This is a genomic window from Pseudomyxococcus flavus, assembly GCF_050038885.1.
Classification (GTDB): domain Bacteria; phylum Myxococcota; class Myxococcia; order Myxococcales; family Myxococcaceae; genus Myxococcus; species Myxococcus flavus.
Map to the genome: position 1 here is coordinate 4,030,117 of NZ_CP143624.1, position 14,823 is coordinate 4,044,939.

A 14,823-nucleotide genomic window follows, 5' to 3' on the forward strand; every position below is an offset into this window, starting at 1 on the left:
GCGTGACCCCGGGTCCCCCTTCCACAGACGTCACCGCCCCCGCGGCGCCGTCTTCCTACCCGCCCCTGTTCGTGTGTCCGGAGGGCCTTGGACCCCTCCAGCGAAGCTGCGTGTAGAACGTTCCCCCTACCGCCTCTGGCCCCTTCAGGTGGAGGTGGCCGGTGCCCCCAGCACCGTCACCTGGGAGAAGCGTGGCCGCTCCCGCACCTGTCCTGCTGTATCCCAGGGCACCGCGGGCCGTGAGAGCGCCCGCAGCCGTGCTTGCGTCTGGGCGCGTCCGAACGTCTGCGGGCGCATGGATGCCACCCGGGTGACGTCCTTCAGCGTGGTTTGGAGGGCCGCCATCACAGCGGATGTCGTCAGGACCGCCAGCTGCGCCCGCTTCGCCCCCGCGAAGCTGGCCAGCTCCGGAATGACGATGCCCTCCAGCGTCCCCCCCGTGGCTTCGAGCCACTCCCCCCGGGAAAAGCGCCCCGGCCGTTGTGCCGTGGCCCTGCTTCCCTTGTCGCCGTGCGACACTGCACCGAGCCTCGTGTTTCCCCCCGATGCCCCCCGACCCGGTCCATGCGCGACGTGCGACATACGTCTTCCCCCCCGTTCGGTTCGCCGCAGTGACTGGCGACAAAGGCATACTGGCTCAGACCCAGGACGGAGTTTTCCGCTTCCGCGCCAATTGCTTGCGCCAGCACGCCAGGATGCCTGGCGTCCTGCGCGGCGTGTTCGCGAGGCGAAATTTCCGCGTCTTCTCAGAGACCTGGAAGGTGGCGGGCGGGACGGAGAGCGGGCAGGCGCCACGGGTAGGGCGAGGCGGGGCTCGGCGATGTCAGGCCACCGCGATAGGGGAATGGCTCACACTGCGTCTCCAGGTTCCCTCCCTGGCGGGTGGTGTGGCGGGCGGGAGGGGTGAGGGCACATGAGGTGGGAAGACATGGGCGAGACGCCCCGGGACGACAGGCATGGAGGAAGGGACGGCGCGGCGGGCCGGTCCCCGGGCCGTCCGTCCTTGCTGGCCGTGCTGGCGGAGAAGCCCGCGGTGGCGCGCGACATCGCCCGGGTGCTGGGGGCGAGCGAGCGAGGTGACGGCTGGCTGCGTGGCAATGGCTATGTGGTGACGTGGGCCATCGGTCACCTGGTGGGGCTGGCCCAGCCGCATGAGATTCGCGCGGACTGGAAGAAGTGGAACCGCGCGCTCCTGCCCATGCTCCCGGCGGAGTGGCCGCTCGTCGTCTCCAAGGAGACGCGCAGCCAGTTCGAGGTGGTGAAGCAGGTGCTCAACGCGCCGGAGGTGTCCGCGGTGGTGTGCGCCACCGACGCGGGGCGCGAGGGTGAGCTCATCTTCCGTTACATCTACGACGCGTCGGGGTGCCGCAAGCCGGTGCGGCGGCTGTGGGTGTCGTCGCTGACGGAGCGGGCCATCCGGGAGGGCTTCCGTCAGCTCGCGGACGGAAGCGAGTACGACGCGCTGGCCGCCGCGGCCAAGGGGCGCAGCCGGGCGGACTGGCTGGTGGGGATGAACCTGTCGCGCCTGTACACGCTGGCGCACGGGGGCCATGGGGAGATGCTGAGCGTGGGGCGGGTGCAGACACCCACGCTGGCCATGGTGGTCGAGCGCGAGCTGGCCATCCGTGACTTCGTGCCGCGCGACTACCTGGAGGTCGTCGCCACCTTCGCGCCCCGGGCGAAGGGCGTGCCTCCGGACGCGCGGTACCAGGGGACATGGTTCCGTTCGGGGCCGGACGGAAAGCCGGTGGCGCCGCCGGGGTTCGAGGGCGTGCGCGAGGCCCGGCGGCTGGACGCGAACGGCGTGGAGGCGCAGGCCATCATCGACCGCGTTCGCGCTGGCCGGGCCGTCATCGAGTCGCTGGAGTCGGAGGAGAAGAAGATGCCGCCTCCGCTCCTCTACGATTTGACGGAGCTCCAGCGGCACGCCAACCGGCTCTATGGCTTCAGCGCGCAGCGCACGCTGGAGGTGGCGCAGGCGCTCTACGAGAAGCACAAGCTGTTGAGCTATCCCCGCACCGCGAGCCGGCACCTGTCCCGCACGGTGGCGGACACGCTGCCGGAGGTGGTGAGCGCCATCCGCGCGCCCTACGAGGAGGACCTGGCCGAGGGCACCGGGGCGCGCCCGCTGGGCAAGCGCTACGTGGATGACGCGAAGGTCACCGACCACCACGCCATCATCCCCACGCCCACGTCACCGGGCGGCGTGCGGCTGTCTCCGGACGAGCAGCGCGTCTATGACCTGGTGTGCCGGCGCCTGCTCCAGGCATGGCATCCGGACCACGTGTGGCGCGTCACCACGGTCATCACCGCGGTGACGTCGCCCGGGACGCCGCCGGTGGTGGACCGCTTCCAGAGCACGGGCACCCAGGTGGAGCGGGTGGGCTGGAAGGTGCTGGACATTGGCGGCGGGCAGAAGGCACCGCGTCCGAAGGCGGACGCTCGCAAGGGCGAGGACGGGGAGCGGGAGCCGGACGACGAGCCGCAGGCCTTGCCCGCTGGCCTGGAGCGCGCGCAGCCGCAGTCCGTGGAGGACGTGGAGGCGGTGAAGAAGCGCACGCGCCCGCCACCGCGCTTCACGGATGCGACGCTGCTGACGGCCATGGAGTCCGCGGGGCGGGCGCTGGACGAGAAGGAGCTCGCGGACGCCATGCGCGAGACGGGCCTGGGAACTCCCGCCACGCGCGCGGCCATCATCGAGGTGCTGCTGGACCGCGAGTACCTGCGCCGCAAGGGGAAGGTGCTGGAGGCCACGGAGAAGGGCATCCACCTCATCCAGGTGGTGCACCCGGACGTGAAGACGCCGGCCATGACGGGCCAGTGGGAGGCGTGGCTCCAGCGCATCGAGCGCGGTGAGGGACAGCTCGACGAGTTCATTCGCGGCATCGAGAAGTACGTCATCGAGGTGGTGGGCCATGGGGCCACCGCCGCGCCGCGGCCGGTGCCTCGGAACGAGGTGCGGAGCGAGGGCTGGGGGGCAGAGGACGGGGGGGCGCGCTTCTCGGCCGAGGCGCCGCGGATGTCCGTGGCACAGGCGGACGCCGGAGCGGTGCGTGGTGCGGTGTCGATGGCGAGCCGGCAGCGGTGGGCGCAGAGCGGCGCTCCGGGCGATACCGGGGCCGCGGGCATGCATGGCCCGGGCGCCATGCATGCGCTCAATGTCTCCGAGGCTTCAGGGGTCGCGGGGGCGGTTGCACGGGGCTCGGGTGGGAGGCGCGCACCGGGGGATTCCGGAGCCGAGCGTCTCGCGGACGCTGTGGCGGGCGCGCCGGGGCCGGGCGGGCGAGCGGCATTCGACGCCACCTCGGAGCCCCTCTTCGGGACCCGGCGGAGCAGGACCTCCGGCGCCATGGGCCGCTCGTCATCGCAGGACGAGGCGTTGACGCCTCCCGCCTGGGCCTCGAGTGGCGCTGCCTCACGTCTGCCCGCACCGGACGGCGAGGGCTGGAGTGCCGGGGCCTGGGGGGGCGCGGGCGCTTCGCGAGCTCCGGTGAATCGGGCGCGGGCTGGCGCACCGGCGACCAGCGGGCAAAGGCCCGAGCGGGTGCGGCGCGCGCCCACGCCTCCCGATGCGCTCCGCTCGCTGCTGAAGGACGCGTTCGGTTTCTCCGACTTCCGGCCGTACCAGGAAGCCGTGTGCCGCGCGGCCACGGCGGGAGAGGACCTGCTGCTGGTGATGCCCACGGGCGCGGGCAAGTCGCTCTGCTACCAGTTGCCAGGGCTGGCGCGCGCGGGCACCACCCTGGTGGTGAGCCCGCTCATCGCGCTGATGGAGGACCAGGTGGCGCGGCTCCAGTCGCTGGGGTTCGCCGCGGACCGCATCCACTCCGGCCGAGACAGGGCCACCTCGCGGCAGGTGTGCGCGGACTACCTGGAGGACCGGCTCGACTTCCTGTTCATCGCGCCCGAGCGGCTGGGCGTCCCGGGCTTCGTGGAGCTGCTGGCACGCCGCCCCCCCGCGCTCATCGCCGTGGACGAGGCGCACTGCATCTCCCAGTGGGGACACGACTTCCGCCCGGACTACCGGCTCCTGGGCGCGCGCCTGCCCCTGCTGCGCCCCGCGCCGGTGGTGGCGCTCACCGCCACCGCCACGCCGGATGTGCAGCGCGACATCGTCCAGCAGCTCGGCCTGCAGGGTGCTGGCGGCAAGGCGCGCACCTTCATCCACGGCTTCCGCCGCACCAACATCGCCATCGAGGTGCGGGAGCTCAATCCCGGCGCGCGCGGCGACGCCATCCAGGGCCTGCTCCAGGACGAGGAGAACCGGCCCGCCATCGTCTACGCGGCCACGCGCAAGCACGCCGAGCAGCTCGCGGACCTGCTCGCGGGGGAGTTCCCGGCGGCCGCGTACCACGCGGGGCTCCAGCCCTCGGAGCGGGACCGGGTGCAGTCCGAGTTCCTCCGGGGCGCGCTGGAGGTCATCGTGGCCACCACGGCGTTCGGCATGGGCATCGACAAGCCGGATGTGCGCACCGTCATCCACGCGGCGCTCCCCGCCAGCCTGGAGGGCTACTACCAGGAGCTGGGCCGCGCGGGCCGCGACGGAAAGCCCTCGCGCGCGGTGTTGCTGCATTCGTACATCGACCGGCGCACGCACGAGTTCTTCCACCGCCGGGACTACCCGGAAGCGTATGTGCTGGAGCGGCTGTTCAAGTCCACCGCGCCGCAGCTCGAGCCCAAGGCGGTGCTCCAGGGGCGTGTGAGAGGCGACCCGGAGGTCTTCGACAAGGCGCTGGAGCAGCTCTGGATTCACGGAGGCGTCGTCATGACGCCCGACGAGACGGTGATGCGCGGGCGCCCGACCTGGTCGGCGTCGTACACGGCCCAGCGCGAGCGCAAGCTGCTGCACCTGGAGCAGATGGGGCGTTACGCGGAGGCCCACGGCTGCCGCATGAAGCAGCTCGTGGGGCACTTCGGTGACACCCAGGACTCGGGTGAGCCGTGCGGCCTGTGTGACGTCTGCGCGCCGGAAGCCTGCGCCACGCTGCGCTTCGCCGAGCCCACCTCCGCGGAGCGGCACTGGATGGAGCGCATCCTGGAGTCGCTCCAGGAGCGGGATGGGCAGGCCACCGGCCGGCTCCACCGCGAGCTGTTCGGGGAGTCCCTGCCACGGCGCGACTTCGAGCGGCTGGTGGGCGGGCTGGTGCGCGCGGGGCTGACGCGCCTGGAGGTGGACTCGTTCGACAAGGACGGGCAGGTCATCTCGTTCCAGCGCCTGACGCTGACGGACGAGGGCCGGCGCACGCGCGGGGTGGACCCGCAGCAGGTCTTCCTGCCGGTGCCCCTGGAGAAGGCCGCGAAGCGCAAGCGGCGCAAGGGCGCGGAGGCGGGGACCTCGAGGCGCGCTTCCAGCAAGCGTACCCCCCGGTCGAAGCGAGGCGCTGACGCGCGGGGAGCGGGGCGCTCCACGTCTGGCGCTGGAGGTGACACTCCGGCGGTGCACTGGCGTGCGAACGCTCCCGCGGGTGGCAGCGCCGAGGCCTCGTGGAATTCGTCCCGGAGCGAGGCCGCGAAGCGGGCTCCCGCCGTGGCTCGGCGTCGCCGCGACGTCGCCGACGCCGAGCCTTCACCCAGGCTGGTGGAGGCCTTGAAGGAGTGGCGGCTGGCGGAGGCGCGCAAGCGGCGCGTGCCCGCCTTCCGCATCCTCACGGACCGGGTGCTGGCGGCCATTGCCACGGCGTGCCCGGAGAATGGCACGGAGCTGATGGCCATCCACGGGGTAGGACCGTCCCTCACGGAGCGCTACGGCGCGCAGATTCTTTCCCTCGTGGCGCGCAGGCGCTGAGTCCGGCCGGAGGCAGGGGGGCGCGTGCCCTTCCCAGGGAGGGAAGGGGGATGCCTCGTCGCGCCAGCGGGACTCCCGGACAAGTGCCCCGCGGGGTGCGCCTGGGGACAGGTGTCTTCAAGCCCGCAGGGATGGGGGGCGTCCGTCCAGGCAACGAATCATCTTCACCGTGCTAACGGGCAGTGCTGGCGGTGTTCGCCCGTCGCCACGTTGGTTCGGCCGAGACGGCGGGCGGACTTGTGCGCAGCCGCGATGCGAGAGGGGGGACGCATGGAACTGGGCTTCGAGACCATCGGGAATGCCACGCTCATCTGTCACGACCACGGTCCGGTCCTGGTGACGGACCCGTGGACGGACGGCAGCGCGTACTTCGGGAGCTGGACGCTGTCGCACGAGATTCCTCCGGCGCAGCGCGAGGCCATCCAGGCCTGTCCCTATGTGTGGCTGTCCCATGGACACCCGGACCACCTGAGCCTGGAGTCACTGGAGGCGCTGCGCCAGCGCACGCTGCTGGTGCCCAACCACTTCGGCAACCGCATGCGCGACGAGCTGCGCGAGCAGGGCTTCACGGTGCACGTGTTGAGGGACCGGGTGTGGACGCAGGTGTCGCCGCGCATCCGCATCATGTGCCTGCCGGACGTGAACCAGGACGCCGTCCTGCTGGTGGACATCGATGGGCGGCTGCTCGTCAACCTGAACGACGCGGGCGACCGCGGCGCGGGCCGCTTCGTGCGCAAGGTGGTCAGCGGGTACAAGGAATCGTATCTGCTGGCCCTGTCCGGGTATGGCGACGCGGACATGATCAACTTCTTCACCGAGGACGGCGCGCGCATCCCGCCCCATGCCGCGGCGAAGACACCCGTGGGGCGGAGCATCGCCCGGCAGGCGGAGTTCTACGGGGTGCGCTTCTTCATCCCCTTCAGCTCCATGCACAAGTACCAGCGGGCCGACAGCATCTGGGCCTCCGAGTACACCACCTCGCTGGAGGACTATGGCCGGGGCTTCGAGTCGAGCACGTGCACGCTGCTGCCCGCCTTCATCCGCCACGACTTCATCCGTGACCAGACGGAGCGCATCCAGCCGAAGGAGCGCGTCCTGAACCCCGTGGACCCCAAGGCTTTCGGCGACGACTGGAGCGAGCGGCTGGAGGCAGACGAGGTGAAGGCGCTCACCGCCTACTTCCGGCGCGTGGAGCACCTGGGGCGCACGCTCGACTTCCTGTGCTTCCGCGTGGGCGGCAGGGAGCATGTCGTGGAGTTCCACCGCCGCCGCTTCCGCAGGGGCATCACCTTCGAGGTGCCGCGCGGCTCGCTGATGGCGGCGGTGCGCTACCAGGTCTTCGATGACCTGCTCATCGGCAACTTCATGAAGACGACGCTGCACGGTGACTTCGGCCCGGGGCGGCTCTACCCGGACTTCAGCCCCTACGTCGCCAAGTACGCGGACAACGGGCAGGCGCGCACGCGCAACGAGCTGAAGACGTACTTCGCCGAGTACCGCCGCAGGGACCCGCTGGGCTTCCTGCGCGCGCAGGTGGAGACGCACTGCGTGCGCCCCCTGCAGACGCAGTCCGCGGAGCTGCTGCGCACGCTGTTGCCCCAGGACTCGCTGGCGTTCCGCGCCGCGAAGGAGACCTTCTGGCGGGCGCGCCGCGCGTTGCTCTAGCCCGCCTGTCAGGCGGCGTGCAGCTCGGTGACGTGGGGCTCCTGCTCGATGGCGTCGCGAATCTTCCTGCCCACCAGGGCGGAGAAGGGGCCGAAGTGCAGGTACAGCGCCATCATCGACACCGAGTACCGGATGGAGCGCGGGTTGGCCACCAGCGCGCCGATGAGCGCCTTCCAGAAGGGGCGCCGCGTGGCCTTGTTCAGGCTCATCTTCCGCACCAGCCGGACGAAGCCACGCAGCTCCTTCACCTGCTTCGACAGGGAGGGCTTGAAGCGGCGGTGGCGCGAGTCGAGCTGCCGCCCCACCCGGAGCACGCGCTCGAAGTAGCGCTCGGGCGCGTAGATGGTCTCCACGACCTTCAGGTAGTCGGTCAGGATGTCGCGGCGCGGGCGGCGCGGGGTGAAGTTGATGCCGGCCGTGCACTGGTCGCTCTCGCCGTCGGGCTGGACGTCATGGCCATCCTGGAGGCGGCCCTCCGCGCGCAGCCGCCGCGTGAGCTGGGTGTTGGGAAGCGCGTAGAGCAGGCCCACCATGCTGGCCGGCAGCGCGGCGTCCTCGATGCACTCGATGATGCCCCGGGCCACGCTGCCCTGCTCGCTGTCGAAGCCCAGGATGAAGCCCGCGTTCACGAACATGCCGTGCTGGTAGATTTTGCGCAGGCTCTCGACGATGGGGCGGCGCGTGTTCTGCCGCTTCTGCATCGCCAGCAGCGTCTGCTCGTCCGGGCTCTCGATGCCGACGAAGATGGCGAAGAAGCCCACGTCCCGCATCATCTCCATGAGCTCCGCATCGTCCGCCAGGTTGATGGAGGCCTCGGTCGTGAACTCGAAGGGCCAGTCATGCGCCTCGAGCCACGTCTTCATCCGCGGCAACAGCTCCTTCACCCGCTTCTTGTTCCCGATGAAGTTGTCATCGACGAGGTCGATGTGCCCCCGGTATCCCAGGGCGTGAAGCGTCTCGAGCTCGCGGAGGACCTGCTCGGGCGTCTTCGCCCGGGGCTTGCGGCCATACAGCTCGATGATGTCGCAGAACTCGCAGTTGAAGGGGCACCCCCGGCAGAACTGGATGCCCACGTGGTTGTAGGACTCGAACTGGAGCAGGTCGAAGCGGGGCACGGGGGACTGGGTGAGGTCCGCCTTGCCCGCGTCCTGGTACACGGGCTGGGCCTCGCCCCGGGCGAGGTCCTCGAGGAAGCGGGGGAGGGTGACCTCGCCCTCGCCCAGCACCAGGTGGTCCGCCTCCTTGTAGAGGTGGGGGCTGCTCGTCGGGTCCGGACCGCCCACCACCACGCGCTTGCCCTGGGCCCGTGCGCGCCGGATGAGCGCGAGGCAGTCCCGCTGTTGCGGCAGCATGGCCCCAATCAGGACGATGTCCGCCCAGTCGAGCGCGGCATCCTCCAGGGGCTCGACGTTGCGGTCCACGAGCCGGAGCTCCCAGTCACGCGGCAGCAGCGCCGCGACGGTGCAGAGCCCCAGCGGCGCCGCGGGATAGCGCGCGTCGAGCAGCTCGCACGTCGCGCGGTAGTTCCAGAAGGATGCCGAACGGAATTCAGGGTGAATCAGCAGTGCGCGCATGGCGGGGCCCCGCGGTGGAACGTGCTCGGTTCGCCCCTTCAACACCCGGCACGCGAAATCGTGTCACCGCGTTCGCGCCGTCAGTCTTGTGCGCGAGCGCCTACAGATAGGGCGACAGCAGCCGCGCGAGCCCGTCGCGCAGCCGGATGGGCAGCGCGCGCGCGTCCACCTGCTCCAGCGTGAGCGGCTTCGCGCGGCGCAGGCGGTCCGCCACCACCGCCTCCAATTCGGCGGCCAGCGCGGAGTCGTAGCACTCCACGTTGAACTCGAAGTTGAGCCGCAGCGAGCGCGGGTCCCAGTTGGCCGAGCCGATGAGCGCCCACACGCCGTCCACCACCAGCAGCTTCGTGTGGTCGAAGGGCGGGGCGGTGAGGAAGATGCGGCAGCCGGGTCGCAGCACCTGCCAGAGCTGCGCCCAGGTGGCCCACTGCACCAGGGGCAGGTTGCCCTTCTCGGGGAGAATCACGTCCACCTGGACGCCGCGCAGCGCCGCCACGCTCAGCGCGGTGATGAGCGCCGTGTCCGGGAGGAAGTAGGGCGTGACGATGCGCACCGACGTGCGCGCGGTGGCCAGCGCGCCCAGCAGCACCGTGCGCAGGGACTCGAAGTCCTCGTCCGGGCCGTCCGCGATGCCCCGCGCGAGCACGTTGCCGGCGGCGGTGAGGGGCGGGAACCATGCGTCACCGGACAGCCGCTCGCGCGTGGTGAAGGCCCAGTCCTCGGCGAAGGTCTCCTGGAGTTGCCCCACCACCGGCCCCTCGAGGCGGAAGTGCAGGTCCACGGCGGCGTGCTCGCCGGGCCAGAAGTGCTTGCGGATGTTCATGCCGCCCGTGAAGCCCACGTGCCCGTCCACCACCAGGAGCTTGCGGTGGTTGCGCAGGTTGGCGAAGGGCAGCCGGTACGGCATCAGCGAGGGCAGGAACCGCGCGGCGCGGACCCCCGCGCGCCGCAGCCGGCCCAGGATGGGGGGCCACGTGTAGCGCGAGCCCACCGCGTCCACCAGCACCCGCACCTCCACGCCGCGCTTCACCGCCGCGCCCAGCGCCTCCACGAAGCGCCGGCCCGCCACGTCGTTGTCGAAGATGTAGCTGCACAGGGCGATGGAGACGCGCGCCGCCTCGATTGCCTCCAGCATGGCGGGGTAGGCGTCCCGGCGTGACTCCAGCACGGTGACGCGGTTGCCCGGCAGCAGCGGCCGGCCCACCACCGCGTCGCCCAGCCGGACCAGGGGCGCCAGGGACGCGGCCTCGGGGAGGGGCTCGCTCAGGGCCTCCGCCTTCATCGGCGCCACCCGGGGCGACGGCGGGAAGCGGCCATGCTCCTGCTTCAGCATCAACGAGCGGGCCCGCCGCCGGATGCGGTTGATGCCCAGCAGCACGTACAGCACCCCGCCCAGCACCGGCACCAGCCACGCCAGCCCCACCCAGCCCACCGCGGCCCGGACGTCCCGCTTGTGCAGCACCGCATGCGCGCTGGCCAGCACGCTGATGAGGACCGTCAGCGCCGCCACCACGTGGGGCCAGGCCACCTCCAACCAAGCGGGGATGTCGAACAGGTGCATAGGCGACAGCAGGGTCCAGCGCTTCCGCCTATCACGCCCGCAGGCGCCCGCGCAGGTCCTCGGAGCGGGAGTCGTCCGGAATCAACGGGACACCGGCGCACGGGGGGCCTGCGAGGCCGGGTGACGCGGCGCGTGCTCGCGATGCCTCGAATCCGCCCCACCTGGTGTCAGGCGGGCTGACATGGCCTGTCTTGGATTGCGCCTTCCAATGGCTGGCATGCGCCGCATTGCGACGGCCGCCGGGGCCTGTCCCGCGTGGGGCCGCGGGAGAGGCTCACGCGCTGGCCCCAATGCCTGTGACGCACCGGGCGGTGGTCCTGGCCGTGTCATGGGGCGCGGCCAGGACCGCCGGGGAAGCCACCCGCTCCGAGGAGGTGCTCCTTCCGGCCCCGCCGGCATCAGGCCGGCGCACCGATGCCCGCCTCCTCGCCCGCGCGGACCGGCTCGAAGTAGATGAGCGTCTTCACGTGGTCCGCGTCCTCGATGTCGAGGCACTCCAGCTCGCCGCTCTCGCTCTCGTCCGCGTAGATGTGGTCGGGCTTCAGGATGCGGTGCGTGACTTCGCCGCCGGGGCGGCCCACGATGATTTCGACGGCGCCCTGGTCGCTCCCCTTCGACTCGAGCCCGATTTCCACCAGCGGCAGCCTGCCCGCGAGCGGCTGGTCGCCGAAGTCGGTGCTCTCCGTCTCGATGCGCACCCAGTGGTCGCGCTCCAGGTTGCTCAGCAGGGCGAGGTAGTCCGCCCAGCCTTCCCTGGGAATCTCCCGCGTGTGATGCATGTGTCTGCCCTCCGGATTCCGTTGCCCAGCAGAACCGTAAGGCTTGCGCGCGCGGGGTGTGGGCCGGGCCTGCCTTCCTGGCGCGTCGACACCCTCGGGGCCAGGCGCTACACCACCCGCGCCTGGACGTGGCCGTCCTCCAGCGTCAGCCGGAGGGTGGCGTCGTTGCCCCGGTGCCCGAAGTGTTCGTAGGCCGCTCGCTCCAGCAAGGGCGCGAGCGTGGCGCGGAGCCCTCGCGCGCCTGTCTCCCGCTTGAGCGCCCGGGCCACCACGTGCTCCCGCACCGCGGGCTCCACCAGGAGGCACAGGCCCTCCTGCTCGAACTCGCGCTCATAGGCACGCAGCACGTTGTTCTGGAGGATGTCTCCCAGGGTGTCCGCGTCCAGGGGCGTGAAGGAGACGAGCCGATTGAAGCGGCCGATGAGCTCCGGGATGAAGCCGTAGCGGGCGAAGGCCGTGGTCTGCTCCAGCTGCTCCTCCGTCACCTGGGTGGCGATGCGCTCCTGCCCGGAGGGCATCGGCTCGCGGCCGAAGCCCAGGCGCTCGCCGCGCTCCAGTCCTTCCGCGGTGGACTTGAGGCCGCTGAAGGCGCCGCAGGCGATGAAGGTGACGCAGGCCAGCTCCATGCGGTCCGGCTGCGTGCGGCTGGTGAAGCCGAAGTCCGGCGGAAAGTCCGCGCTGGGGGCGGACAGCAGGTGCAGCAGGCTGCGCTGTACGCCAAAGCCGCTGACGTCCTTGGTCGTCTGCTGTCCCGCGAAGCGGCTGTCGGAGCGGCTGGTGGCGAGCTTGTCGAACTCGTCCAGGCACACCACGCCGCACGCGGCCCACTGGGAGTCCTGGCCCGCGGCCTCGTACAGGCGCGACAGCAGCGTGTTGACGTCGTCGCCCACGTAGCCCGTCTCGGAGAACTGCGTGGCGTCCGCCAGCACCGTGGGCACGGCGAGGATTTCGCGAAACAGCAGCTCCACGAGGAACGTCTTCCCGGAGCCCGTGGGGCCCAGGAACAGGCAGTTCTCCCGCGTCCCCGGCTCGGGGGCGAGCCCCTCCAGGTACAGCCGGCGGATGCGGCGCAGGTGCCGGTAGGCCAGCACGGAGGCCGCGCGCCGGGCCTCGGCCTGCCCCCGGTAGCCCAGGTCCGTCAGCCGCCCGTCGATTTCGCGGGGAGAGAGGACCTCGATGGCGGCGACGCGGGCGCGCACGTCCGAATCAACGGGGAGGGGCAGCGGCTCCGGGCCGGGGCGGATGGGGCTCATTCCAGGTAACTCCCTTCAGGGCGGACGGCTGCCGGGGGGCGCATCTTCCGGGGGCGCGAGCGAGCGGACAAGGGAGGGCGGGCGCGCCGCCGCTGTCCGGCCCTATGGGGCCACGGCGACGTCACGAACACCGTCGTCCGGTGTCCATTCCTTCTGGAAGTCATGCCCACCCGTGAACAGGCGCCCGCGCCCGCATGCACGGAGTGCTCCTCAAGGGCAGGGGCGGCGCATTACAGGGACACGCCCATGGTGCCAGTGGACGAGTCTGTGAGTGCGCGGTCTCAGGCGCCCCTGTTGGGGGCGTGGGTGGAAGAAGGTCGGCGGGTGCGGTGGCGCGTCTGGGCCCCCGGCCACCAGCGGGTGGAGGTGGTGCTGCACGACGCGCAGGGGACGCCCGGGCGCGTGCTGCCCATGACGCCCGAGCCCGGGGACTGCTTCGGCGCCGTGCTGGAGGGAGCGGGCGCGGGGCTGCGCTACAAGCTGCGCGTGGATGGCGAGGGCCCCTTTCCGGACCCCTGGTCGCGCTCGCAGCCGCAGGGCGTGCACGGACCATCCGAGGTGGTGGTGCCGGACTTCGCCTGGACGGACGCGGGCTGGAAGGGCGTGGCGCCGCGGGACCTGGTCATCTACGAGCTGCACGTGGGCACGGCCACGCCCGAAGGCACCTTCGAGGCGCTCATCCCCCGGCTGGCTGGCCTGAAGGCGCTGGGCATCACCGCGCTGGAGCTGATGCCGGTGGCGTCCTTCCCCGGCCGGCGCAACTGGGGCTATGACGGCGTGGACCTCTTCGCGCCCCTGCACGCCTACGGCGGCCCGGAGGGCCTGCGCCGTCTGGTGGACGCCGCGCACGCGCACGGGCTCGCGGTGCTGATGGACGCCGTCTACAACCACTTCGGGCCGGACGGGAACTACCTGCGCGTCTACTCGCCGCACTACTTCACCGGCCGCCACCACACGCCGTGGGGCGACGCGGTGAACTACGACGGCGAGGGCAGCGCCCACGCGCGCGCCCAGGTGCTGGCCAACGTGGAGATGTGGATTCGCGACTTCCACCTGGACGGGCTGCGGCTGGATGCGGCGCACGCCATCATCGACGACGGCACGCCGCACCTGCTCACCGAGATTGCCGAGCGCGCGCGCGCCTGCGCGCCGGGGCGGCAGGTGCACGTCATCGCCGAGGACGAGCGCAACGAGCGGCGCCTGCTGCGCCCCACGTCCGAGGGCGGCCTGGGGCTGGACGGCGTGTGGGCGGATGACTTCCACCACCAGATGCGCAGGGCCTTCGCCGGGGACAGCGAGGGCTACTACCAGGACTACACGGGCAGCACGGAGGACCTGGCGCGCACGCTGAACCAGGGCTGGTTCTACGAGGGGCAGGTGTCGAAGAACCTGGGCCACGCGCGCGGCACGAAGGCGGACGGCCTGGAGCCCTGGCGCTTCGTTTTCTGCATCCAGAACCATGACCAGGTGGGCAACCGGGCCTTCGGCGAGCGGCTGGGTCATGACGTGAGCCCGGCGGCCTTCCGCGCCATGAGCGCACTCTTGCTGCTGTCGCCCTACACGCCGCTGCTCTTCATGGGGCAGGAGTGGAACGCGAGCACGCCCTTCCTCTACTTCACCGAGCACAACGCGGAGCTGGGCCGGCTCGTCACCGAGGGCCGGCGCAGGGAGTTCGCCGGCTTCGCGCGGTTCGCGGGCGCCGAGGTGCCGGACCCCCAGGCCGAGGAGACATTCACCCGCTCGCGGCTTGACTGGAGCGAGGCGGAGAAGCCCGGGCATGCGGGCGTGCGGACCCTCTACCGCGAGCTCCTCCGGCTCCGCGCCTCGGAGCCGGCGCTGCGGGAGACGGGCCGGGGCACCTACGAGGCCCGGGCCCTGGGGCCAGACGCCCTGGTGCTCGAACGGCGTGGGGGCGGGCAGCGACTGCAGGTGTTGCTTTGCCTGCGCGGCGTGCTGGAACATCCGGTGCCCGCGGGCGCGGAGCTGGTGCTGTGGACCGAAGCTGCTCGCTTCGGAGGCTCCGAAAAATTGCAGCCATTGAATCAAGACACGGTGACGCTGAATGGTTCGGCCGTGGCTGTGATAAGGCTCCCCGCCAAAGATTGACAGGACGTGCAATGTTTCATCGTATGTGTCGAAGGTGAGCAGCCGAGCATGGCTGGAAACATGCTCAACAATTGGGTTGGGAATTCCATATCGACTCAAA

Annotated in this window: 8 protein-coding genes; 3 read left to right on the top strand and 5 right to left on the bottom strand. The window is 71.3% G+C overall.

What is annotated here, in order from left to right; translation table 11 throughout:
* Positions 1–144 precede the first annotated feature (144 nt).
* Positions 145–519 (bottom strand): hypothetical protein, encoded by a 375-nt coding sequence (locus VZL07_RS16980; RefSeq protein ID WP_426756587.1) that lies wholly within the window; start codon positions 517–519, stop codon positions 145–147.
* Positions 520–913: 394 nt separating this feature from the next.
* On the opposite strand from VZL07_RS16980, the gene VZL07_RS16985 reads away from it, so the two are divergent.
* Positions 914–5,785 (top strand): DNA topoisomerase 3, encoded by a 4,872-nt coding sequence (locus tag VZL07_RS16985; RefSeq protein WP_426756588.1) that lies wholly within the window; start codon positions 914–916, stop codon positions 5,783–5,785.
* Positions 5,786–6,055: 270 nt separating this feature from the next.
* Positions 6,056–7,450, top strand: a complete 1,395-nt coding sequence (locus tag VZL07_RS16990) for an MBL fold metallo-hydrolase (protein ID WP_426756589.1) — start codon at positions 6,056–6,058, stop codon at positions 7,448–7,450.
* 8 nt (positions 7,451–7,458) lie between these two features.
* Here VZL07_RS16990 and VZL07_RS16995 read toward each other — a convergent pair whose 3' ends face one another.
* The 4 genes from VZL07_RS16995 to VZL07_RS17010 all read right to left on the bottom strand — a co-directional run bounded on the left by VZL07_RS16995 (position 7,459) and on the right by VZL07_RS17010 (position 12,617).
* Positions 7,459–9,024: a B12-binding domain-containing radical SAM protein gene (locus tag VZL07_RS16995; RefSeq protein ID WP_426756590.1), complete on the bottom strand. Its 1,566-nt coding sequence runs from the start codon at positions 9,022–9,024 to the stop codon at positions 7,459–7,461.
* A gap of 100 nt (positions 9,025–9,124) precedes the next feature.
* Positions 9,125–10,585 (bottom strand): cardiolipin synthase, encoded by a 1,461-nt coding sequence (cls, locus tag VZL07_RS17000; protein WP_426756591.1) that lies wholly within the window; start codon positions 10,583–10,585, stop codon positions 9,125–9,127.
* Positions 10,586–10,983: 398 nt separating this feature from the next.
* Positions 10,984–11,364, bottom strand: a complete 381-nt coding sequence (locus VZL07_RS17005) for a DUF5335 family protein (protein WP_426756592.1) — start codon at positions 11,362–11,364, stop codon at positions 10,984–10,986.
* A gap of 107 nt (positions 11,365–11,471) precedes the next feature.
* Positions 11,472–12,617 (bottom strand): AAA family ATPase, encoded by a 1,146-nt coding sequence (locus tag VZL07_RS17010; RefSeq protein WP_426756593.1) that lies wholly within the window; start codon positions 12,615–12,617, stop codon positions 11,472–11,474.
* A 246-nt stretch (positions 12,618–12,863) separates the two neighbouring features.
* On the opposite strand from VZL07_RS17010, the gene treZ reads away from it, so the two are divergent.
* Positions 12,864–14,723, top strand: a complete 1,860-nt coding sequence (gene treZ, locus VZL07_RS17015) for a malto-oligosyltrehalose trehalohydrolase (protein WP_426756594.1) — start codon at positions 12,864–12,866, stop codon at positions 14,721–14,723.
* The last annotated feature ends 100 nt before the right edge of the window (positions 14,724–14,823 follow it).